The sequence below is a fragment of the Myroides oncorhynchi genome (genome assembly GCF_020905415.1).
In the GTDB taxonomy this organism is placed as follows: Bacteria; Bacteroidota; Bacteroidia; order Flavobacteriales; family Flavobacteriaceae; genus Flavobacterium; species Flavobacterium oncorhynchi_A.
In genome coordinates this window covers 2,706,244-2,731,278 of the sequence record NZ_JAJJMP010000001.1, presented here as the reverse complement: position 1 = coordinate 2,731,278, position 25,035 = coordinate 2,706,244, and the positions used below count along the sequence as shown (strand labels likewise).

The window sequence follows — 25,035 nt, the reverse complement described above, 5'->3', positions numbered from 1 at the left end:
ATATTAGACCATTTTAACAAAAATAGACTCTCTAATTATTGTTCTTATTTTGTTAAATTATAAGTGTCTGTAGAAGGGCCTGAAGACTTCCTTCTTGTTTCGTAAAATTTGATAAAATCCCTATTAAAATCAGAGTCTGGCAACTCTTCTGATCGATTATTTTCTTGTTGCTTTTTGTTGTTTTTTTGTCCTTGTTTATCGTCAGCTTTATTTAATATTTTTGAAAGTAATTCCTTAAAAGTATCAAAATCCACCTCATATGACAATCCTACACCTTGTGTATATCCAATTCCCTCACCTATATAATTTATATCATTTTCGCGATTAAATACTCTGGCACTTAAAGAACCTGATTCATTTAAACGCAGTAAAACTTCTACGTCACCAACAATAACAGATTGCTCCACTCCTCCTACTGGCACCCCTAGTTTACCATTGACAGAAATACGATCATTAACCTTAGTCGAAAAAGTTACTCCTACACGCCCTTCTGTTTGTGTATATGGGTTACGCTCTCCTTGAGCATAGTTTAAACCTACTTTAAATTTATCATCCTCATCAGAGAACAAATCATCAAAAATACTACTTGCACGCTCAAACAAACTTCCTGCTAGAGTAGACGAAGAGTTATCTGAAGAAAAGAAAGCACCCGTAGCCAATAAAGCCATCGCTTGACGTTCACGAGTATCTCTATCACTTAATTTATAATCTAACTCTGATTTAACAACTGAACTTACTGTAGGGAAGTTTATCTCAAAGTCTACCTCTGGACTACTTAAACTTCCGTTTAAAACAATGGCAACATCAGTAGGCACTTTTCTATTTATTATTGAATTATCTACAATAACACTTGGGTTAGCATCAGTGTGATAGATTGCCTGTAAGTCTAGTATTGCATTCATAGGATCTCCATCCCATCTAATGGTTCCATACTTCTTCACAACAAACTTCTTATCAATCAATCCTCCATATCTAAAATTATACTCCCCTTCATAAGCTTGGAAATCACCCCACATATTAAATTTACCCAAAGTATTAATCTCCATAGTGATGAATCCTGCGCCACGTCCACGCATAGCATGCCCTGACTCTCTATCTAAAATGATTTCGATCAAAGCATCTGGTGTCAAAATAAACTCGAAGTCTAATTCTATCCCACTATTTCTATATTTATAGGCATCGTAATCTTTTCCTTTTAATCGCAAAGCTTTTTCTAGGGGAGTTAAGAAATAAATAAAATTATTCTCTCCAGTACCCTGAGCCTCTTTTAAAGGGATTTTAATAGCAGTACCTTTATTAGATGTCGCGTTAATACTAATAGACAACATTTCGACTGGTCCGTTTAACTTAGCCATTCCATTGATAAACGCTGTCCCATAATAAATACTTCCTTCTTCGTACTGAGTGTCTAATGCTAATAAATTAGCAGATGATAAAGATAAATTTAACGCCCAATCATTAAACATCTTATGAGAAATATCTCCATCTATAATTCCTTCAGTTTTATACTTAGTATCTAGTATGCGTACTTTACGGAAAATAAATTGTCTCTCTGTCAAATCTAAAGCAGCATCCTCTTCAAAATTATAGTCTACACCAGTAAATTTAGATTTCATACCTGCTTTATTCAAATGCAATCTTCCATTTACTTCTGGTTTCTTAGCTGTACCTTGTATATTTATTTTACCAGACATTGTCCCTCTTACATTAGAGACGATAGAAGCTAATAAGGGTTCTATTGGCTTAACTTCAAAATCTTTAAACCCTGACTCCAAATTAAGCTGCATCTGCTTATTGACGATATCTAAATCTCCATTTAGATAAAATCGTTCTATATCATTATCTGTAATGTTTGATCTAACATTAAACTTTCTCAAACGCTCATCACCATCTACATTAAGAGCAAGATTACCTAATCTTACCTTATTAATCGCCAAATCCTGAATACCAATATTCACATTAGGCTGAAACACATCTTTTATTTGGGAGAAATGAACTTCTCCATCTATATTACCTGCAAAATCTAGATTATTCAAGTCAGGAGTAAACTTAGCCAAATCGACTTGCTTAAATTCTAAATCGAAATGCTTATACGTGGAATCTCTAACAGCTCCTTTTAAATTAACCTCTTGACCATTATGAGATAGCGACAAATCATTAATTGTAAAATCTTCAAGTTTTTTATTAAAGACGATATTATTCTTTTTATCATCCTTTTCATTTATACTCCACAAGAAATCTTTAAAAAACACATCTGATTTTTTAAATCCTACAACAGATAAATTATCGTCATTGATAGTATGGTACAAGTTTAAGTTAAACTTATCCCTACCACTTACTCCTCCTTTAAATTCAGATCGAACAAATAATGTATCATTATGTGTTACATTTAACAAGTTAAAATCTGATACTTTATAAAACTTAGATTTCATACTATCTACAGAAACATAAGCATTATAAAGTGGATTAGAATTATTGACATCTAAAAGAATATTATAGAAATTAAAATCCTCTATGCCAATACTAGGTGACGAAAAATTTAGTTTAAAAACATTGTTATCATTATCAATATTCCCTTCCACATGAGTGGATGCACTGACTGTTAATTGAGGTAAAAAAACTTCTATCAATCTATTGTGTACAGTAATATCAAAGTCTAAATACTGATCTTCTTTTATCTTATAAGGAGAATAATTAGTATACAAGCTACCTAATGCATTTGTAAATAAAGCACGCAAATCTTTAAATAAGAATTTACCTTTGACATATCCATCTATTGCTTGCTCTGAGCTAAATGATATATGGCGTTCTCGCTGTTCATTAAAAATAGAATTTAATGTAAAGTTCGTAAATACATAGGTATCTTTACTATTAACATACTCTGTATTACGCATAGTGAATGTCCCTGCTAAATCATCCAACGTATTCCCTGTGGCTTTAAACTCAAACTCTCCTTTAAACTTAGATAATGTATCATTCACTAAGTTTAAAGCATAGAAATCCGCATAGTCAATTTGTGCAACAAAGTCATAATTCTTAACCTTAGAACTTAAATCTATTACTCCGTTAAAGTCTAGCTTTAAATTAGGGTCTTCACTGTGCAATAATCCTCGGTAATATGGCATCTTCATCAGACCATCTACAGCGATATTCGTATATTTATACTTAGCAAAAACAAACGAAAACACATCTCCTTTTATAGTCGTATTTAATGATTTTTGGTTAAACCCGACTCCATCTATTTCTAAATCTAAGGAAGATACTCCAAAGTTATTATCTTTAATAAGTTCGCCAATATCAAATTTATCAAGTACAATATTACCTTTATAAGCTGCTAAATTAGGGTTGTCTAAATTCTCTATTTCTATTAACCCTCTTCCTTTGCCAATTGATGTTAGAACATCCACATTAGTCTTCAAGGTACGCTTAGTCATTTCTATATTTCCACTAAGATCTACTGTTCCAAGACTAGACAACTCTACAGGAAGTAGTGCTCCTAACAAGTCAGGCATTAATCCGACGATATTATCACGTGTGATATATAATCTATCAACATCCGCATTCATCCAAAAAGGTTTGTCTTGGTCAAAAACATTCTTAAAATGAAACAAACCTATAATATTAGACATATTAGGATCAACTAGATTTACATTCTTCATATAAAAATCATTCATCACTCCATCTATATGTCCAGTCACATAAACCATCTTATTCTGAGCGAATATCCCAGTAAAAGTATTTAAATCAGATGAATTTAGTGCCCCTTTTCGAATCTTAAAATCCCATTTTACTTTATCCGTAAAATACTTCATATCTCCTAAAGAATAAGTAAACTTCAAATCTCCCTCTATCGCAGATTTTGTAGTTTGAAGGTCTAACTTATCCATTGTGATACTTGTCTTGGTATGTTCAAAATTACCAGATAAATTAGTAACTCCCATCCCCCAATTATCTTTAAAGCTCGACTTAATCACATTAGCATAAATATTAGGTCCTTTAATAAAAAAGTCTTTTATCTGTGCATTAATGTCTCTAAAATCTATTGCAACAGGAGTCGCTGCTTCATCATCAGATATAATAAGGTGAGTATCTTTAATAGTCACAGAAGAGGATTTTAATCTAAACTTTCCTTGTCCTTCTTTTCCATCATCAAAAGCATTAATAAAATGATCCAATGTGGTTAACTCTTCACCTTTATATTTGTGAATTCTAAGGTACAATCCATCTACATCTGCTTTTCCAAAATACAAACGTCCGTTAATAAGTTCATTAAAATCTAAAATACTGGTAGTAAAGGCTTTTATTTCAATAAAATTAGTGTTGTGGTTATCCTTTGCAGTAACCTCATTTAATGTAATTTGTCCAAAAATAGTAACACCTAATCTTTCAATACCTAATTGCGTACCAAATTCATTGTTGATTTTTTCTACTGCTTTCTGAGCTAAGAATGTCTGAACCCCTGGTAGAGTCAATGCTCCCATAATGATAATAATCAATGCGAACACACATACAACTAAGCGAAAAAGTATTTTATTAAATTTTTTGATAACGTTTTATGTTTTAAATTTGCCTAAATCTACTCATACGTTTACAAAACAAACGTAACAACTAGCAAATTTAAGTAATTTTCCATAGGGTTGAGTAGATTTAGCTCTAATAAATTATCTAATTATAGAATAAAATAATGTCTTCAAAACCCATCTATATTTTAGCGATAGAAAGTTCGTGTGATGATACTTCCGCAGCTATCCTAGCAGACAACAAAGTACTATCTAATATCGTAGCTAGACAGGAAATACACGAAGAATATGGAGGTGTAGTACCTGAACTCGCATCACGTGCTCATCAACAAAACATCGTTCCTGTGGTAGATATCGCTCTTAAAAAAGCAGGTATTACTAAGGCAGATTTAAATGCCATAGCATTCACACAAGGTCCTGGACTAATGGGATCTCTTTTAGTTGGTGGATCTTTTGCTAAGAGCTTATCACTCGCTTTAGGTATTCCATTAGTTGCTGTTAATCATATGCATGCCCATATTTTGTGTCATTTTATAGAAGAGGAAGGTTATGACAAGCCAGAATTCCCTTTTTTAGCCATGACTATTTCTGGTGGGCATACCCAAATCGTCAAAGTAAATAGTTTTTTTGATTTAGAAATCTTAGGAGAAACGACAGACGATGCTGTTGGAGAAGCATTTGATAAGTCAGCCAAAGTACTTGGTTTTCCTTATCCAGGTGGTCCCTTAATCGACAAATACGCTAAAGAAGGCAACCCTAAAGCATTTGCTTTTACCAAACCAAAAGTAGAGGGGCTTAATTTTAGTTTTAGTGGACTAAAAACGCAGATTCTGTATTTTATACAACGAAATGTAGCTATCAATCCTAACTTTATAGAAGAGAATAAGGCAGATATCTGTGCATCAATACAATACACAATTATTCAAATCTTACTCGACAAATTAAAATTAGCAGTTAAAGAAACTAATATAAAACAAATCGTTATCGGCGGTGGTGTTTCGGCGAACTCTGGTATTAGACAAGCACTAAAAGATGGTGAGACAAAATACAAATGGAAAGCTTTTGTACCCAAATTTGAATATACTACTGACAATGCTGCTATGATTGGTATAGTAGGCTATTACCGATTTAAAGAATCACTTTTTGCTGATTCTTCTGTAGTTTCTAAAGCGCGTATTGAATTTTAAAACTTAGCTATGCAATTATTTTATTCTCCTGAAATAGAAAAAGGACAGTCATCTTTCACTTTTGACAAAGATGAAAGTAAACACATTATTAAGGTACTTAGACGCAAGATGGGTGATACTTTACATGTTACCAATGGAAAAGGAACTCTTTTTACCACTAAAATAACTTTAGATTCTGATAGAAAATGTGTTACAGACATTATTAACTCTGAAGATCAAGCATATACACCATTTCGTTTGCACCTAGCTGTTGCACCAACTAAGATGAATGAGCGATATGAATGGTTTTTAGAAAAAGCTACAGAGATTGGTATTCACGAGATTACTCCAATTATTTGTGATCATTCTGAAAGAAAGATAGTAAAAACTGAACGCTTTGAAAAAATCATACAATCTGCTATGAAACAATCTCTTCAATACCACTTACCTATCCTCAATGAGCCAATTAGTCTTAAAGATTTTTTAAATCAAGATCACAAAGATGAATTATATATAGCTCACTGTGAAGAAACAGAAAAAATCTTATTAAAAGACTGTATAGACACTCATAGAAATTACTTACTTTTAGTAGGTCCAGAAGGAGACTTCTCTACCTCAGAAATAAACTTAGCACTAGAGAAAGGCTATCGCCCTGTATCATTAGGACACACTAGATTAAGAACAGAGACAGCTGCACTAGTTGCTGTACATAGTTTTGTATTTGCTAATGAATAAAAGTAAAAATATGACAGACGCTAAAACGATTTCGAAGGGAATAGTACGTGCAGTTTTAATTTTGTTTGCACTAACTATATTAGGAGCCATGCTTCTAAAAATCACTTCAATTATTGTATACATGGGCTTTGCCTTTGTACTCGCTTTAATAGGAAAACCCATAGTGGAATTCTTAATGAGAAAACTACGCTTGTCAAAAGTGATATCTGTAACAATTACGATTACCATATTCTTAGCTTTTTTTCTAGGCTTTATCTTTATGTTTGTACCACTGTTTACAACACAAGCGCAAAACCTTTCTGTACTAAACACATCACATCTACAAGAAGACTTTAATGGACTAATCCAAAAAATAGATTTCTACTTAGATAACAAAGGATTTAGTTTAGACAAAATATTAGAAGACGCCAACTTTAAATCTCATATTAAACTTGATTTCGTACCAAATTTATTCAACACAATATTAGGATTACTTAGCGAGTTTGGTATGGGAGTATTTGCTATTCTATTTATTACTTTTTTCTTTCTAAAAGATCAAGTATTGTTAGAGTATCAATTTAAGAAAATATTCCCTTTAAAACACGAGAACAAAGTATTAAAATCCATTGATAAAATTAATAATCTTTTATCACGTTATTTTTTAGGACTAGTAGCACAGATGACCATTATATTTGTACTATCATTTATATTACTTGCTGTCGTAGGAGTCAAAGGAAGTCTTATGATAGCTTTCTTAGTGGCTATTTTGAATATTATTCCCTACATCGGCCCCCTAATTGGGAATGTGCTGTCTGTATTATTTACAATGCTTAGTTTTATAGGAGATAACTTTAGTGAAGTGACACTACCAAAAGCAATAACAGTAATGATCGGATTCTTAGCTATACAATTAATAGATAATGTATTCAATCAACCACTTATTTTCTCCAATAGTGTTAAATCACATCCATTAGAAATATTCATTGTCATACTAGCAAGTGGAATGTTTGGAGGAATATTTGGAATGATTGCGGCTATACCTATTTACACTTGCTTAAAAGTTATTGGCAAAGAGTTTTTGCCTAATAACCAATTTGTGCAACTACTTACAAAAAAACTATATTGAAAACGGAACTATTATTGTCTGAAGAAGTACAACAATACATACTAGATAACTTAGATAAAGATTTAACAAAACTCGCTTTCAAAAAAAGTCCTTTTGAAGGCATTGAAATGAGTGAATTATTAATTCAGTTGGAATCTAAAAAAAAGTCTAAAACAAAACTACCTACTTGGTTTAAGACAAATAATATTTTATTTCCTCGAAAGTTATCTATAGAGCAAACTTCTTCTGAGCCTTGTGCGGCATATAAAGCATCCTTAATACAAGGAAATACGTTAATAGACTTAACAGGCGGTTTTGGTATTGACTCCTTCTATTTTAGTCAAAAAATAAAAACTGTTTTACACTGCGAAATGCAAGAGGGATTAAGTAAAATAGTAGCTCTAAATAACCAAGCATTAGGAGTAGACAATATAGAATATTACACTGGTGATAGCCTATCCTACCTAAACGCTAACAATAAAGATTGGGATTATATATATGTAGATCCACATAGACGTAATGATGCTAAAGAAAAGGTATTCTTTCTAAGCGATTGTTTACCCAATGTCCCAGAGCATTTAGATTTACTCTTCTCTAGAAGTAGCAACATACTTATAAAGACCTCTCCCTTGCTTGATTTACAAGCTGGTATAGGCGAATTAAAGTATGTTAAGAGTATTCATATCGTTGCTTTAAATAATGAAGTCAAAGAGCTTCTATGGATCTTAGAAAAAGGATATAAAGAAAATATTGAATTAGTAGCCATTAATATTACCAAAGAAGATACCCATGTATTCTCTACTGTATTAGAGCAAGAAGCTATATCTACGTTCAGTATACCACTAACCTATCTATATGAGCCTAATGCAGCTATCTTAAAAACAGGCAAATTTGATGCAGTTAGTCAATATTTTAACTTAGCTAAACTACATCCTCTCAGTCATCTTTATACCAGTGACACCCTAGTAGGTTTCTCTGGTAGGAGATTTAAAATAGAGCAAGTACTCCCATATAATAAACAAACGGGTAAAGAATACTTACTTAATCTAAAAGCAAATGTTACCACACGTAACTTTCCTATAAAAGTAGAAGAAATTAAAAAGAAATGGAAAATGAAAGATGGTGGAGAAGTCTATTTATTCTTTACCACAAACCTAAAAGATGAGCGAATCATCATCCTCTGTAGTAAACTATAACCTGGTTAAATATAAACTAACCAAAGCCAAAATACCAAAGTGTAATTTGGCTTTTTTATTTCTTCTAAAATTTATCATTAGATAGTACGATTTGAAGAATTTTACTTAAAAAATTTCAAAAAAAATCAGACTCTCATTATCCGTAAAAGATAAAAATAACAAATCATCACCCCGATTCATTCCCATCAAATATCCATAGAGCAAAATTAGTTTGCCGTGTGTCTTCTAGAAGGTCTCTTGAGGTTCTCTTGCAGTTTTCTTAGAGAAAACCACCTTTCAGGCAAGGAATACTCAAGGAAACTCTTAGAGCCCCCAAAAGAAGTGCTAGCTAAACATTGTTTTATTCCTCATAAGTAATGAAGTCAAAATTCTTTGTTCAATTTAGAAAGCTAAGAAGATGCGAGTGAATGACAATCCATATACTTTTGAATAATGACTCTTATTTTGTATATTTCAACATAACTCCTTTATTCCATTTGCTTAAAATATTTTTTAATCGCGTTGAGGCTATAAATATTGTAATTCTGAAAATAATATTATAATTTGCCTCAAAACCATTTAACCAAATGAAAAAAGCTACACTCTTACTACTACTCGCTTTAGGCTTTAATACGTTAAGTCAAGCACAAACAAAAAATTGCTCTATAGACTATGAAGAAAAAACGGATTCAATACATTTCAAAAAAACTGATAATGTATTGGTCTATGAATTCGATAGAGTTTCGACTACTAGCTCCTTGTTTTTCTCTCTAATTACGAGTAACGATCATCCCTTCCTAAACATTCAATACTTACAAAAGAGTTCAGAATTTATACCGATTACATGTGTTGCAAGAAAAAGTATCGTATCTATCAAACTAGTAAACGGAACTACGGTATCGGCTCACTATATCGATGAAGATAAATGTGATACTTTTACATATGATAGTGAAGGAAAAAGAAACATTAGAATACTAGATGCTAATTTTTACATTAAAAAAGAACACCTAGCACTATTAAAATCCTCACCTATATCGATGGTACAAATTAGATTTGCTGGATCGAATGAACTGTTTATTATACAAAATGAATTAAAATCTACTATCGTCGATGTAACAACTAATCCAACTCAATTCTTTATCGACAACATTCCATGTATTGAGTAGCTATATTGAGAATATAACAACTAATAATAATCACTATTTATAAAGGTTTTTAGAAATTCTAAAAACCTTTTTTTGTATCTTTAACCGTCATAATTTGACATTTCAATAGGTTTAAATTTAGCGCATTAGAAATTAAAACTAGGTATATAGATTAGACACCGTTACATTAAAACTACATTTTATTAAAAAATAATTTGTTATTGTTATAATTTTATCATAATTTTAATTACAATTAATAATCAAGACCACCACATTTGATTATGCTAAATTTAACAAACTATGAAGAAATTTATCGTATTTTCCGTTTCCTTGTTATCGATTTTAACGATTTCAATGCTTCAAAGTTGTTCTACTTCAGAAGAGAACAACCTACTCCAAGAATCGCAAAGTGTAACAATTACACAAAACAATTTAGATAAAAAATGGTTAACTACATTTTATGGCTTTACTAATGCTATAAGTCAAGCTAGTAAAACCGCATATCAAGTTTCTTCTGTAGAAATACATCTCAACAATGGCAAGTACAATATTTATGATAGATATAGTGAAAAGAAGGATAAAGGAACATATCTTTTAGATAAAAACACATTAACACTAACGTCAACTGAGACAGGAGAAACTATTCTATTTAAAATAGAAAAGCTGACACAAACAGAAGTATTTATATCTGTTATAAACCATAAAGATTTAACAGCTGTAGAATTAATAGCAATAAGATAAGTTATAAAATGCACTAATATAAAAAGCTTCCATGTGGAAGTTTTTTTTTGGTCTGACTTTTGCATAGTCATATTTAAAGTTTAATACTATCATTAAACTAAAACCATTTAAATAAAATAAATCAATAAATTATATTTTATAACAAATTATACATTTATTTTTTTATACATTAAACTAATGATAAAAACTAGAGTAATATGAAAAGAAAACTAAAACTTACAAGCTGTTTCATAATCATTGCTTCTTTGTTTATACTAGCTTATCAACTTTATAGTTATAGTACACATGTTGAAACACTAAAGCATTTAGATAGCTTTAATCCAAGTGAATTAGACAAAGAAATCTTTATCAGCATTGTTATGTTAGTAATTGGTTCTATTATGTTTCTTAGATCAACTAAATTAAAAGAAGAAAGTTAATTCCTCTTTAACCCAAAATATGCAATTAGTCAAATACTAGAAAGGAATTCTACTTCACAGCTTTTTCATTACCAATATAAGCTTACTGTTATCGATAATTTAGAGTTGTCCTGTATAATTAATTTTTAATTTATATATCTATTGCGTATTTTAGGTTTAACAATAGACCACCTTACGCTATAAAACAAAAAAAACCTTTCTTGCGAAAGGTTTTTTTATTGACACTAAAGTGTATCTATTATTTTTTCTTTAATTCATAAAGTTTAGCAGTATCACCAGTAATTTCTTTACCTTCTTGATCTAACTGTAAAAGACTTCCTTCTTGTACTTTATATTGAAACGCATCTCCACCATCAGCTTTTAAAGTAACAATAGTACCTTCTGCATTCCAAGTAAAACTTCCTTTTTCTTCAAACTTCTCATCTGCTTTTTTATCTGTATAGATAGAAGTTTTTGCGAACGTTTTATCTTGATTTAATACAATAGTCGTTTTGATATCACTGTTAGCTCCTGGAAGAGTTCCCTCATAAGTACCAGCCCAATCTAATGATGTTTCTGATGTATCTGCAGTTGGAGTAGTTTCTACCTCAGGAGTAGCAGTTTGCTCTGTTACAGGAGCTGCTTCTTCTTTTTTCTCTTCTTTACATCCTACAAATACAATACCTGTAACTAGTACAGCTAATGCTAACATTTTTTTTCCTTTCATATCTCTATTTTTTTAATTATTTAAGTGACTAAATTACAACAAATTTCACATCAACCAACATTCATTATATTTTTTTTCATAAAATCAAATTTAACCCCCTTTTTTTAACTATTATAACAAAAAATATCTAAGACAAGATACTTTCTAGTAATTCTAAGAGTTACTAATTAATTATACTTAGAATCTTAATTAGTAGCTCTTTTTTTTATGTGAAGTTTATTTATCTTGTTATAATCTAAAGCTACCTGTATCATAATATCTAGAGACACAAGTACTCCGAAATCACCGGCACTAATCGAATCTTAATATCTACGAATTTAATGCTTTACATAGCCAATAGGATTGCTTTAAACATCCATACTATACTTAGCTACAAAATCCTCAAACTCTTGATTTGTATTTTTCATAATTGGTCCATGACCAAAACAGATAATAGTAGGCTTTAATTCTGCTAACTTTTGAAGTGATTGAATATTTTGCTGTTGATCTGATGTAAAAATATTGGGTGGAAGTCGCAGACCACTGACTGTTGTAAGTAAGTTCATATTTACTGCCGCATCACCAATTATCAATACCCCATCTTTTTCTCGGAATAATGAGATATGACCATCAGAATGTCCTGGTGTTTCTATTACTTTAAAATTCCCAATCATATCATTTTCAACTATTGTCCTTTCAACTATATGTCCCTGACCTGCCCAATACCTTTGTTGAAGTTTTGCTACCCAATTTTGAGGATTTGGATAATCATTCGTGACAATACCTGTTTCTGTTCTAAAGACTTCCTTTGGATGACAAAGCAAGGGTATAGAAAACTCTTTACATATTTGATCACTGCATCCTTGATGATCTGCATGAGCATGTGTAAGTACATGCTGATTGACAGGGATTTCTTGAATAGCTCTTTTTATAGCTCCATAGGAGCTTCGTATTCCTGAATCTACTAATACTCCTTCGATAATATAACAGTTAATGCTGTTTCTTGGCGTTAAGGGTATTTGAAATACTTCCTTTGCAATTTGATGTAACATATTTTTTTTTCAAATCTACATTACTCTTTTAAGCCATTACATAGACATTTGTCCTATAAAGTATTCTTATGTATTTGTCCTTTAGCTCGTGTAAGTGATCGTTGTGTGATTCCTAAATACGATGCTAAATCTTGAGTTGTTACACGTTTGATTAGCATTGGTTCGTTAAACAACATATAAGTATATTTCTCTAAAGCAGTCTTATTATTATAATTCAGCATATATCTTTGCTTTTGATTATACTCCTGCTGCAAAACTGATTGTATAATTTTGTTCCAAACTGTAACCTTATCAAGTAGATACAAGTAATCTGAATAACTTATCCTATAAATTATACAATCTTCAATAGCTTTAATACTTCTTATAGAATTCCCTTGAGATATAAACTCTGAAAATGAAGTAACAAATTCATTTTCAAACTTAAAACAAGTTACATTCTCCTTATCCTCTTTGTCACTACCATACGCTTTAACAGCGCCGCTAGCAATAAAACCGATAAAGCGACATACTTCATTCTCCTGAATAAAAAATTCTCCTTTTTTTACTAAAACAGATTCAAAAAACTGTGAGGATATATTAATCTCTTCAACTTGTAATGCCCCTGTTGAAACTAGATAATTTTTAAATATATCAGTCATTTCGATGTTATCCATTACCCTATTGTTATTATTAATCTTTTATTGAGCTCTATCTCTAGTTGAATATTCAAAACTAAAAAATATTTTTAAATACTATACATCTTCATTTCTCAGTCTAAAAACTATTATTCATAATCAAATCTTAAATGAATATTTAATAGAAACCAATAGATAAAACTCCCTCGAATCACCCTGACAATGAACTATTGTATAAAAACTTATGATTGTACAAGGGAGTAGTTACTATTAAACCAAGTTAGTTTTCCTTGATTAAGATTTTGTAATTTAAATTTTTCTACGAAACCCTTATCCAAAGCAGTTTTAAATGATGGAGCAAAGTTTAAAAGTAGTATTCTAAAACACTTCATTCTTCTTAAATACCTCTTTTTTTCAAAGCGTACTTACGAGCGTTATCTTGAATCTGATCTTCCGAAAGAGACTTATTTTTTAAAAGCCACTGGTCCATTTCTGATTTTTGAAAGAATAGGTATTTGCCATTAGGTTTGGAGTATGGAATCTCACCATAATGAACTAAATGGATATTCCACTCTATACTGCACCACGAATCTAGACTAGACTGGTGCACTTTCACCGGAATATACAATCTTGAACTGTGAAAAGTAATGTGTTTGTGAATACCCGCTCTGTTACACCAACAAACTATTTCATTGTTGTAAACAGCTGAGTATTTAAGACCAGTGAAAAACGATTTGATTCAGTGATTCTCTATTCCCTACGAGTTTTCTTGATAGCTAACTAATTTGGAAGGTTTTTTATTAGTTAGTTGATATGTATAAAGGATTTAAGTAGTAAAGCCTCCTCTTAAGGAGGCTTTTTTTAATATGTTTGAATTAAAACTTCTGAAGGAATATGCAATTTTTTGGTTAGTGTGCGGATCATATCTAAAGATAATTTTCGCTTTCTATTTAAGATTTCACTTGCTCTACTTTTTAATCCGATCATTTCTGCTAAATCCTTTTGTGTGTAGCCCATTTGCTCCATTCTAAACTTAATCGCTTCAATTGGATCTGGTAAATCTATAGGATAATGTTCTTTTTCATATTTTTCAATCAACATTCCCAAAATCTCTAATTCATCACTATCTTCCGTTCCAGGAAGTGCATCAAAAATCAACTCTAGTCTTTCTAAAGCTGCTTCGTAATCTTGTTCTGATTTTATCGGTTTCAATTTCATAATTTAAATGGTATTAGCATTGATTTTATCATATTCTGCGTGGGTTCCTATAAAGCGAATCCACATCATTTGATGCGCAAAGTTTATTTTGACAATTAATCGGTAATGATTTCCTTTAATATTAAAACATATTCTATTATCATCTAATATACTTGCGCTTGGATATTCGGCCTTTATTTCATTACTATTTTTCCAAGTTGCTTTTTCTGCCTCTTGATACCAAGCCTTTAATTGTTGCTCACTGTCTGCATGCTTTGTCCAAAACACACGTAACGTTTTTATCGCTATTACTCTCAATTAAAATAGTTTATACAAATTTACAAATTATTTCCCAATTCGGGAACTTCTTTTAAATGTTTTATTGAATTACTCTCTAGGATGTAATCAACTCCTTAGTTTAAAAACCAAACTCATTAAGCTCAGGAATAAGCTCTGAAGCTTCTTTCATCTTGCTGTTGAGTATTCCAGTCCAAACTGAACACGTCATCTAAAGTAAATGTTGTAGAGATACAGCGTTTCAAATGAAGTAATGTCGCTGTCCAGTTTCCATAACTTTTAGGACTATCGTATTTTTCTTCTGTCTTCTCATGAAAGAAGTCTAGAACAACGTTGTCCTTTTGTTTGTTTTTAATTCCATACTTACCTCGCAGATTTTCACTCTGTCTAATAGCTAAGATATTTTCAGCCGTCTGGAGGGATTCTTTATTCTCTTTTCGCTCTTGCGCATTTGAAGGAGGAGATCCATGAAGAAAGAGTTTGAGTTTTTCAAACTCTCTGATATGTCTTTTTTTGCCCTCTAGGGAAACTTCATACCCTTTATAGTATTCTATTTGAAGGTTGATTCTAACACTAGGTAGTTTTCTTTGTTTAAGTGTGATGTTTATAATTTCTATATTAGGTTAGGGAAACCATTTTTGTACCACATTTGTATCACACTTTTCAATTATGTGGTACAATTGCGGTACATAATATAGAAAATAAAGACATCTTATAAAAAAACATAACATTTAATTATTTGATTTCCAATACAAACTAAATCAAACAAAAGCATTAAAAAGATAGATTATTTACCGATACAAAAGTTCGCAAAAATATTACCTAATAACTCATCATTTGTAACTTGTCCTGTTATTTCTCCAAAGAAATATAATGCTTGGCGAATATCAATAGCCATTAAGTCAGCTGACAAATTAGTTTGAAGTCCCCATTTCACTTTTTCTATTTCTTCTAATGCTTTTAGCAGTGAGTCATAGTGACGTGTATTTGTTATTATCGTTTCATTATTGCGTAAAGCGCCAGTATTTACGAAGCCTAATAAAGCTTGTTTTAACTCCTCTACTCCTAAGTTTTGTTTTGCAGACATCAGCATCAGATTCTCAATATCAGATTGATATAATGCTATTTGTTCAGCAGATAACAAGTCTTTTTTATTGCATACCACTAATAGTGGTTTTAAAGGATACTTGTTCTTTAATTTCTCTAATTCTATCTTGATATTATCTAGAGAACTACTATTAAGTTGCGCGCCATCGATAAGGTAAATTACTACCTGTGCACTCTCTATTTTCTCAAAAGTCTTTTGAATACCAATACTCTCCACAACATCTTTAGTCTCACGGATACCTGCAGTATCAATAAATCTAAACCCAATACCATCTATTACTAATTCATCTTCGATAGTATCACGAGTAGTACCAGCTATATCAGAGACTATAGCACGTTCTTCATTAAGCAAAGCATTTAAAAGGGTTGATTTACCTACATTGGGCTCGCCAACAATAGCTACAGGTATTCCATTTTTAATTACATTCCCTACTGCAAAAGAATCTATCAGGCGTTTTAAAACAAATTCTATACGTTCTATTAACTCTCTAAACTGTGTACGATCAGCAAACTCTACATCCTCCTCTGAGAAGTCTAGCTCTAACTCAATTAATGAAGCAAAGTTTAATAACTGCTCTCTTAATAAAGCAATCTCACTAGAGAAACCACCGCGCATTTGTTGCATTGCGATTTGATGACTCGCTTCATTATCTGACGCGATTAAGTCAGCTACAGCTTCTGCCTGTGATAAATCTAACTTTCCATTCAAAAAAGCACGCATCGTAAACTCCCCTGCTTGTGCCATTTTTGCCCCTTTTCGCAAACACAATTGAATAATTTGTTGCTGAATAAAAGTAGATCCATGACAAGAAATCTCTATTGTATCTTCACCTGTATAAGAATTAGGTCCCTTAAAAAGAGAAACTAATACCTGATCTAATACTCGTTCCTGATCTATAATATGTCCTAAATGTAAAGTATGTGTCTTTTGTTTGGTTAAGTCTTTATTCTTGATCGATCTAAAGATACTATTTACTAAAGTAATAGCCTCTTTACCCGATACTCTAATAATGGCAATAGCTCCTGCACCTGAAGGAGTAGCTAAAGCTACGATGGTATCTTGTAATATCATATCTGTCTATAAATATCAACAAAGATAATATTTATTCAACCATTTTAATCACATTGGCCTACCCTCTATAGATGAACGCTCTAATTTAGAACGCTAAACATATACCTTAAAGGTATAATATATTCATATTATCATAAATTAATGATAGTGCATTACCATTTTACAACTTTTGAAGCATATAATACTAGAAGAAAATAAACTTTATTCTTATCTTTATAGAAATAAAACAATTGAACACCATGAAAAAAATACTTTTCCCAACAGACTTTTCTGAAACAGCAAATAACGCTTTAGTATATGCTTTAAGAATGGCAGACAATCAAAAAGCAACTCTTTTTGTGTTGCATGCATACGAAATGCCCGTAATATCTGCCACTGCTAACCCTGTAATGGTTCAGGATGTATACAAATCAATTGAGCTTAGTAATTTTGAAAATTTTAAAGACCAAGTTCCTCAAATTAGAGATATAGCTAAACAGCATAATTTAGACCATGTCCCTATGCATTTTATCTTAGAAGAAGGTTTCTTAAATACGATAATGAAGAAACGTGTAAAAGAAGAAAACATTGACCTTGTCGTAATGGGTACTAATGGAAATTCAGGATTAGATAAAAAAATACTTGGTTCAAATACTGCTAATGCAATAGGTTCATTAGGAGTCCCTGTTTTAAGTATACCTCATGATGCTATATTTGACGGTATTAAATCAATTGCATTTACTACCTTATTTAGCTCTCAAGACAAATCTACTTTAGAAACTATAATCCAAATTGCCAAAGGATTTGATGCTACTGTTAAATGTATCCATGTTGCAACTAATAAAGACAAAGTAGATGCTGCTGTGATCAATAGTTGGAAAGAAAACTTTAAAAATGAAAATGTAAAATTCAATATTATTGAAAGTAATGATGTTGAAAAAGCTGTCTTTGATTTCTTAGATCAAGAAAATATTGACCTGCTGGTTTCTGTAAAAAGAAATAGAGGTTTCTTTGAGAAATTATTTACAAGTAGTATGACAAAAAAATTAAGCTATCACAACTACGTTCCTGTATTAGCTTTCCATGAAGATTAACACTCTTTAAGTATAACAAAACAAAGGATATTAACTGTAGTTAGTATCCTTTGTTTTGTTATAAAGGTTTTACATTAAAAAAAACTCTCTACATGGGAGATGTAGAGAGTTCATATATGTACCTATATTTCTTCAATAAAATAATAGATTAGAGAAAAGTATACCTAATAATTGTGCGCAATTATCCAGTTGTAAATATTTCTATTAGTTACATGATAGAATCCTTTTATACAGATACATTAAATTAGTTGATTTATTAACAACTTTATTTTTTAAACTTTATAAAAAACAATATACTTTTACTAGTATTAGCAAATTCCACTTAAATATTTATAGTAGAGAATCTCTTTTAAAAATCTCTAATACATGTAATCTTATTAGAAAAAAGTTGTGCTTTTTATTTATAGTACAAAATACGATATTATAATTAACTGTAAACATGATAAATAACAGTTTTTAGCTATTTTAGTTAACTGTGAATTAAATATTCATGTAATTATTGATATCAGAAGCTATATAACAATAAAGAAGCTTTTCTCAAACCATATAACTGCAGTAAAATAAAGTACAAAATGTACCCTATTTTATACCTAACAATCTTTCCGTTACATTATCGTAATCTAAAATACTAGTATTCTCAGGCTTATAAACTTGTTGCCAAGCAAAGTTCTTTATTGTTATTTTCTCAGATACAGTATTATTCCATTCAGTCAAAAATCCATTGTTATTTAATACCTCAACTATACTTCTACCTACTGCTATAGAATCCTGCTCTTGATTAGAGTTTAAATCATAAAATGCTAATGTCAATATCGGATCCTTTGTATCAAAACTTCTCTGAAGATCTTGCTCATGATAAAAACAAATACCTTTAGATTTTTTGCCATTCTCTCTTAACCTATCTTCTATTTGTTCTACTTCATAATAACCGTCCTCTGAGGAATACCCCGCATGATGAAGAGCAATTATATTTTTATCAATTAATTGATCAAAGGCTACCATTAGTTTCTGAGTAGTTGTAGGTACATGCCAATTTTTACTCTCCTTTAGTACATTCCTTTGTTCTTTCTGAATAATCTCTTTTACCCATTTCTCACTTACCTCTTTCTGCAACTCATTTTCCTGGATCTCATGTGTAATGAATTCCTCTATTTCTTCAGTATCCCAAAATCCCGATTTAACTAGGTAACTTATTGACTCTAATATAAACTTTTGTTCTCTTGTCATGATCTATTATTGTTTTAATGTATTAAAAGGATGTTTTGAACTATCCCAAAGTAAACTAAAGTGACTTTCTACCCAGTCTTCAGTAACTTCTAGTAATCTACTAGGGCTCCACTTAGGAGACTGATCTTTATCTATTAAAAGTGCTCGAACACCTTCCGAAAAATCCGGATGTAATGTAAATTGGCAAGTCAAATTCAATTCTGATTTAAAAACTTCTTCTAAGCTATATTTTCTACTATCTAACAACTGTTTTAAAATAACACGAGTAGAGGTAGGCGATCCTTTTTCAAAGAAAGAATATCCTCCTGCTATCCAATCATTGGTTTTAGAAAGAGGTTCTACAATTTGAACAAAATCTTCAACTGTATTTATATTTTCTAATTCTAAAATAAAAGGTTGATGATTTCTTGCTTGAGATATTGGCTTTTCTTTATCTTCAAGTTGTACTTCATTTAATATTGAGGTAATATTATCGCTTATATCACCATTGTCACTCATACCTAGTAAAGCATCTATCACTTCTTGCTTTTTAAGAGAAGAGATACAATAATCTGCTATTCCTAAGAATAAAGCGTCCGAACAATTAAATCTAGTTCCTGTAAGTCCTAAATATAAGCCATAAGCTGAAGGCATTTTATTAAGAAAATAAGATGCACCAACATCAGGATATAAACCAATACTTATTTCAGGCATAGCGAGAAGACTTCGTTCTGTTACCACTCTGTGAGAAGCACCTGCTAATAATCCTAGTCCACCTCCCATCACAATGCCATCTCCCCATACTACTATAGGTTTACTATAAGTATGTATTAAATAATCTAGGCTATATTCCGTCACAAAATACTCAATACACATTGGAGAGACTTTAGACGAGTCTATCTTCTTTTGTTCTTCCATCGCTTGGCGTACTTCGCGTATATCACCTCCAGCGCAAAAAGCTTTTTCGCCTGCTCCTTGTAAAAACACACACTTTACACCATCTTCATCTTTCCACTTTACTAATGTATTTTTTAGCTGTGTTACTATCTCCATTGATAGTGCATTAAGTGATCTTTCTGAATTAATCGTTATTAGACCTACACTCCCTCTTATATCAGTAATAATTACACTCATAGTTCATTTTATATTTAGAATTTATAGAACACTCATTTTGCTTAATTCTTATTACAAAGCAAAGCCACTTTAAATTTAGTAAAATATAAATAAACAGCAGCACTGTGATAGATAAGTTAAAAATAAGCATAAAAAATCCGAGTAAGGTGTTACTCGGATTAAAAGCGCTAGTAAGAAAATTAAAATACTCTTTATTGTTAGTAGTATATTTTTTATAATGGATTTAAAAGAATATACTATTATTTTTAAAATAATATTTGCAACAACAAATAACTACAATAATTAATCAAATATAGCATTTTTAATAACATGTATACTACTATCTTAAATAATGACTCATCTTTCAATGTTAAAACAAATAATTATGCACTATATTATTTGTTAAAAAATATGTTTTTAATTACAATTAAAGCAAACAAAGACAACCCTTGTCAGTGATATATCTTTTAAAAAAAAGAAAAACACAATAATATCTAAAAAAAAATATCGAATTAAACTATGTAAATTCTAAGAGTACTATCTCTGAATTTAATGTCTAAACAAAAGAAGGATGTCATTTTCTACTTCTCTGGTTGTTCTTTTATATATTTAGGTGGTACGGTACTATCCTCGCCATCTACTATGCGATTTACACTAAAATGAGGAGCTACCATTTCTATATTATTCTCTGCAAAAACATCTTGGGCATGCTGACGCAAATCAGAATAAACCTTTGCACTAAGTTTAGCTTCTTTAATATATACGTTCAATTGATAGTCTACATAAAAATCTCTAAACTGATCCTGTAAGATAAATGGCTTTTGACGTTTTAACACATGCTCCGTTCTATTCGCTATCTCATATAGCATCTCGTGTACCTTTTGCCAAGGTACATGATATCCAGCACCTATAGTTAAGTATAATATTAAGCCATGTTCTTTAGCTGACTGCGTATAATTTACCGTCTGAGCAGACATAATATTAGAGTTAGGTATAGTGATAACTTCGTTTTTAGGAGTCTTTATCCTAGTCACTAATGCTGTCTTCTCTAATACATCTCCTGTAAATTCACCTAACTTAATTCGATCGCCTAACTTAAAAGGTCGCATATACGTTATAACTAACCCCGCAACTAAATTTCCAATGACTGATGTTGATCCCAGTGATAACATAATACCTGCAAATACGGATACTCCCTGAAATATTTGTGAATCTGAATTAGGTAGATAAGGGAAAATCAATATAAACATAAAGATAAATAACAAGCCACTGATAAGATTATAAGTCGGCATTGCCCAATCAGGATAAAACCCTTTAATTGTTATTTTATTTGTTGCTATCTTCTCTGCTAGAGATCGTATGAACTTTTGGATGTATTTAAAGATAAATACTATTACTGCTATCGTGAATAATTTAGGCATATATGCTTTCACACTCTTACCTACTGAACGAAGAGGTGATAAGACATATTCTAAAAGTTGATCCGAGATATGTTTTGTATAAGGGAATAATTTAAAGACTGCTAATAACCCTAAATACAAGAAGATTAAAACGACTAAAAACTTAATTACTTTCGCTATTGAGATAGTAGTAAGCATCGCTCTATGATCATCGATAATACCGAATATTCCTTTAATCTTCTTACCTCTTTGTTTCCAGATAGCGACTTTACATCTTCTATAGAAGTATCGTATTCCTTTAAGAATAAAGAACTCAACAATTATAATACCTACTGTCCCCGCAACTTGAATCAATATCTGTTGCCAACTTGTATTTTCTTTTTGTAATTCTACCGCAGATATAATCTGATTCTTATAATATTGTGCTGCCTGTGCTTTCGTTTTACTCTCTTGTGCAGCTTGTATACTATCTACGCTCATCAGAATCTCGTTCTGATACATTAGATTTAAATAATTACCTGTATCCACTAATCGAATAGAATCTCCAGCAAACTGATAATTCTCCGCTAAGGCATCTATCTTGCGTTCTATTGATTTAGCTCGCTGCTTTGAAGTAAACGAACCGATATTGCCATAGACGTTAAACAACGTATCATTAAAACTAATAACAGGCGTCTTTTCCATAACGACCACTACTGTGCGTATTACCTCAACTTGCTCAGGAGTTTTAGCAGCAGGTTTCTTTGATTTAGCCCAAGTAAAACCAGTGGTAAAAACCAGCATCAACAAAATAAAAAAGCGAATATTCGGCATGGTGAATCGCATAAAAAACAATCTTAAAATTAAAGTAAATGTAATCAAATTTTACAAAAACTATACCGATTGTGATTTATGTACTCCTTTTTAAACAAGAAATCAATATTCATACACTAGCGCGTAATTAACCAAAAAACAAAAGGTGCTCATAGCGAACACCTTTCTCTTAATATTTCCAAGCCAATATACGGCTAACTTTATTTCCTTGTTCCATATTTATCACGCGTACTTCCTTTGTTTCTGACTTCTTAAGTAAGGACTGTAACGGTTTTAAATGCTCTTTATTAGAGACCAATGTTGTGAACCATACAGCTTGTCTCTTAAAGTGTTTACTCTCATAAATATAATTAGTTATAAAAGCGAGTTCTCCTCCATCACACCATAGTTCATTATTCTGCCCACTGAAGTTCTGTACTGGTTTTCCTACAACCTGTTTTCCTAAGTTTCTAAGCTTCTGAGTAGTCTTAGCTAACACCTCTTCTCTAGATTTAAAGAAAGGAGGGTTACAGATTACTAAATCAAAGTACTCTCTTTCTCCTACTATATTCTTTAGAATATTTCGCTTACTTACTTGCTGGCGAATAGTTACATTACTGTTTAGATGTGGGTTATTTGTTATGATATGATTTGCCGTTTTTAAAGAGACTACATCTATCTCAGATCCTACGAACTCCCATCCATATTCTGCTACACCTATGATAGGATAAATAACATTAGCTCCTATCCCTAGATCTAACACCTTTACTCCTGTCCCTGTAGGCACTTGTCCATTATTACCTTCTGCTAATAAATCAGCTATATAATGTATATAATCAGCACGACCTGGGATAGGTGGACATAGATTCGTCTTAGGCATATCCCAAAACGTGATCTTATAATCCTTCATCAAGATAGCCTTATTAAGTAATACAACTGCTTCTGGCAATGCAAAATCAATAGTGTCTATTCCTGATGGATTCTTAATGATGAAAGCCTCTAACTCTGGCACCACACGTTTCAACTTATCAAAGTCATATAACTGTTGATGCTTATTGCGTTCATGTAATTTCTTCTGCGTTTTTTTAGAGTCTTTCATTATCTTGATATTTGGTGCAAAATTAGCGTATTTAAACGGTATTTCTATATCCTTTATACAACTTCTAACCACAAATAATATTCTTAAAGAACCTAGTCCTAGTAAAAACAATAACTGATATACAATCACTTAAAAAACAATTAAGTTAAATTAACAACAATCCAACTATCTAATCAACTATTTATCTACTTTAGCACTCTTAATTTCGGATTCACTAATTGCCTTCGCCTTTAGAGATGAAAAGGGGAATTAGGTGCAAATCCTAAACAGACCCGCTACTGTAAGTATAGTTATACTCCTTGATGGAAATAGCAATATAAGTCAGAGTACCTACCAAAGTTAACAAGACTAATAACCTGCGGGAATCAGGGGTGATGTCATTTATCTATCTTTTTAGGTATCCTACACACTTCTAATACTCGCCTTATACATATTTAAATAACAATGAAACGTTTAAACCAAAAACTAACTCACTTGTTTAGCTTGTTACTTATAGCAGGACTAACATACTCATGTAGTAGTGATAACGATGTGAAGGTAACTCCTACTCATACAATTACTTTCGAAGATGTAGAAAGAGATTTTTTAGCAGGTCCTACTTCTTATGGAGAGAATCTATATCCTCACTATGATGGTTCTACTCCTGCTAAATATACTGGATACGTAGATAAAGTAACAGGGCTAACATTTAATATGACGACTTCTGGTTACGGATTTGCATCTGGAGGAATTGCTATCTCTCAGTGGAACAATAAAGAAGAGGCGGGATATACTAACCAATCTAGTGTATATTATGGTGACCACGATAAGAAAAATGGAGGTAACAACAACTCTTCTACATTTGCCGTAGCCTTTACATCTACGAGTAATAACTCTGGTGCTTTTATGTCTTTTAGCGAAGGTACAGAACACACTTTTGACCATGCTTATTTTACTAATAATACCTATGCAGTCTTATCTATGACCAATGGGGATGGTTTTGCTAAGGCACATACCTATGAAAGAAAAGATTGGTTTAAACTAATCGTTGTAGGAATGGACAAAGATGGTAAACAAACAGGAGAAGTAGAAGTTATGCTTTCTGACTTTAGACAAGCTGATGCTCCTGGAATAGTAAAACAATGGGTAAAAGCAGACTTAAAACCTCTAGGAAAAGTTAATAAAGTCTACTTTAAGATGGCTAGTTCAGATGGAGATAGTTACTGGATGAATACGCCTGCTTACTTCTGTATGGATGACCTAACGATTAATTTATAAGATCAATAGCAAAAATATAAACAAGAAATGCTCTCTAATATAGAGGGCATTTCTCGTTTATATTATTTCTCCATTTAAACATTGCA

20 protein-coding genes and 1 riboswitch are annotated in these 25,035 nt (G+C 31.5%); of the genes, 9 read left to right on the top strand and 11 right to left on the bottom strand.

All coding sequences use genetic code 11. The features are described 5' to 3' along the window. Positions 1-44 precede the first annotated feature (44 nt). Positions 45-4,481 (bottom strand): translocation/assembly module TamB domain-containing protein, encoded by a 4,437-nt coding sequence (locus LNQ81_RS11935; RefSeq protein ID WP_229946986.1) that lies wholly within the window; start codon positions 4,479-4,481, stop codon positions 45-47. A gap of 203 nt (positions 4,482-4,684) precedes the next feature. Between LNQ81_RS11935 and tsaD the strand changes: the two genes are divergently transcribed. The 7 genes from tsaD to LNQ81_RS11900 all read left to right on the top strand — a co-directional run bounded on the left by tsaD (position 4,685) and on the right by LNQ81_RS11900 (position 10,985). After that, entirely contained in the window at positions 4,685-5,707 is a 1,023-nt protein-coding gene (gene tsaD / locus LNQ81_RS11930) for a tRNA (adenosine(37)-N6)-threonylcarbamoyltransferase complex transferase subunit TsaD (RefSeq protein WP_229946985.1), read from the top strand. 9 nt (positions 5,708-5,716) lie between these two features. Next, a complete protein-coding gene (locus tag LNQ81_RS11925; RefSeq protein ID WP_229946983.1) occupies positions 5,717-6,421 on the top strand; it encodes a 16S rRNA (uracil(1498)-N(3))-methyltransferase in 705 nt (234 codons plus the stop codon). Between the two features lie 10 nt (positions 6,422-6,431). Further along, positions 6,432-7,526 carry an AI-2E family transporter gene (locus LNQ81_RS11920; protein ID WP_229946982.1) on the top strand — a complete coding sequence of 365 codons (1,095 nt, stop codon included), beginning with the start codon at positions 6,432-6,434 and terminating at the stop codon, positions 7,524-7,526. Then, complete coding sequence (locus tag LNQ81_RS11915) at positions 7,523-8,701, top strand: class I SAM-dependent methyltransferase (protein ID WP_229946980.1); 1,179 nt, start codon at positions 7,523-7,525, stop codon at positions 8,699-8,701. Before LNQ81_RS11920 ends, LNQ81_RS11915 begins: the two co-directional genes overlap by 4 nt. 566 nt (positions 8,702-9,267) lie before the next feature. Then, positions 9,268-9,846 carry a hypothetical protein gene (locus LNQ81_RS11910; protein ID WP_229946979.1) on the top strand — a complete coding sequence of 193 codons (579 nt, stop codon included), beginning with the start codon at positions 9,268-9,270 and terminating at the stop codon, positions 9,844-9,846. Between the two features lie 279 nt (positions 9,847-10,125). Further along, on the top strand, positions 10,126-10,566 hold the full coding sequence (locus tag LNQ81_RS11905) for a hypothetical protein (protein WP_229946978.1): 441 nt from the start codon (positions 10,126-10,128) through the stop codon (positions 10,564-10,566). Positions 10,567-10,763: 197 nt separating this feature from the next. Then, positions 10,764-10,985 (top strand): hypothetical protein, encoded by a 222-nt coding sequence (locus tag LNQ81_RS11900; protein WP_229946977.1) that lies wholly within the window; start codon positions 10,764-10,766, stop codon positions 10,983-10,985. 238 nt (positions 10,986-11,223) lie between these two features. Here the strand turns inward: LNQ81_RS11900 and LNQ81_RS11895 are convergent, their stop codons facing one another. The 6 genes from LNQ81_RS11895 to mnmE form a co-directional block, all read right to left on the bottom strand. After that, entirely contained in the window at positions 11,224-11,691 is a 468-nt protein-coding gene (locus LNQ81_RS11895) for a copper resistance protein NlpE (RefSeq protein WP_229946975.1), read from the bottom strand. Between the two features lie 347 nt (positions 11,692-12,038). Then, a complete protein-coding gene (locus LNQ81_RS11890; RefSeq protein ID WP_229946973.1) occupies positions 12,039-12,722 on the bottom strand; it encodes an MBL fold metallo-hydrolase in 684 nt (227 codons plus the stop codon). Between the two features lie 53 nt (positions 12,723-12,775). Further along, positions 12,776-13,375: a Crp/Fnr family transcriptional regulator gene (locus LNQ81_RS11885; RefSeq protein ID WP_229946971.1), complete on the bottom strand. Its 600-nt coding sequence runs from the start codon at positions 13,373-13,375 to the stop codon at positions 12,776-12,778. A gap of 822 nt (positions 13,376-14,197) precedes the next feature. Then, the gene (locus LNQ81_RS11880; RefSeq protein ID WP_229946970.1) at positions 14,198-14,554 is read right to left on the bottom strand and encodes a helix-turn-helix domain-containing protein; all 357 of its coding nucleotides are present in this window, start codon (positions 14,552-14,554) and stop codon (positions 14,198-14,200) included. Between the two features lie 3 nt (positions 14,555-14,557). Continuing rightward, positions 14,558-14,851 carry a type II toxin-antitoxin system HigB family toxin gene (locus LNQ81_RS11875; protein WP_229946968.1) on the bottom strand — a complete coding sequence of 98 codons (294 nt, stop codon included), beginning with the start codon at positions 14,849-14,851 and terminating at the stop codon, positions 14,558-14,560. 766 nt (positions 14,852-15,617) lie between these two features. Then, positions 15,618-17,009, bottom strand: a complete 1,392-nt coding sequence (mnmE, locus tag LNQ81_RS11865) for a tRNA uridine-5-carboxymethylaminomethyl(34) synthesis GTPase MnmE (RefSeq protein ID WP_229946967.1) — start codon at positions 17,007-17,009, stop codon at positions 15,618-15,620. Positions 17,010-17,248: 239 nt separating this feature from the next. Between mnmE and LNQ81_RS11860 the strand changes: the two genes are divergently transcribed. Next, positions 17,249-18,082, top strand: coding sequence for a universal stress protein (locus LNQ81_RS11860; protein WP_229946966.1), 834 nt, complete (start codon positions 17,249-17,251; stop codon positions 18,080-18,082). A gap of 579 nt (positions 18,083-18,661) precedes the next feature. Here LNQ81_RS11860 and LNQ81_RS11855 read toward each other — a convergent pair. The 4 genes from LNQ81_RS11855 to rlmF form a co-directional block, all read right to left on the bottom strand. Beyond that, the gene (locus LNQ81_RS11855; protein ID WP_229946964.1) at positions 18,662-19,309 is read right to left on the bottom strand and encodes a DUF6891 domain-containing protein; all 648 of its coding nucleotides are present in this window, start codon (positions 19,307-19,309) and stop codon (positions 18,662-18,664) included. Positions 19,310-19,315: 6 nt separating this feature from the next. After that, positions 19,316-20,422: an enoyl-CoA hydratase/isomerase family protein gene (locus tag LNQ81_RS11850; protein ID WP_229946962.1), complete on the bottom strand. Its 1,107-nt coding sequence runs from the start codon at positions 20,420-20,422 to the stop codon at positions 19,316-19,318. A 560-nt stretch (positions 20,423-20,982) separates the two neighbouring features. Then, positions 20,983-22,626 (bottom strand): mechanosensitive ion channel family protein, encoded by a 1,644-nt coding sequence (locus LNQ81_RS11845; RefSeq protein WP_229946960.1) that lies wholly within the window; start codon positions 22,624-22,626, stop codon positions 20,983-20,985. 157 nt (positions 22,627-22,783) lie between these two features. Then, positions 22,784-23,692: a 23S rRNA (adenine(1618)-N(6))-methyltransferase RlmF gene (gene rlmF / locus LNQ81_RS11840; RefSeq protein WP_229946958.1), complete on the bottom strand. Its 909-nt coding sequence runs from the start codon at positions 23,690-23,692 to the stop codon at positions 22,784-22,786. Positions 23,693-23,881: 189 nt separating this feature from the next. Beyond that, positions 23,882-24,044, top strand: a riboswitch (cobalamin riboswitch). A gap of 92 nt (positions 24,045-24,136) precedes the next feature. Between rlmF and LNQ81_RS11835 the strand changes: the two genes are divergently transcribed. Continuing rightward, a complete protein-coding gene (locus LNQ81_RS11835; protein WP_229946956.1) occupies positions 24,137-24,949 on the top strand; it encodes a DUF4465 domain-containing protein in 813 nt (270 codons plus the stop codon). Positions 24,950-25,035 lie beyond the last annotated feature (86 nt).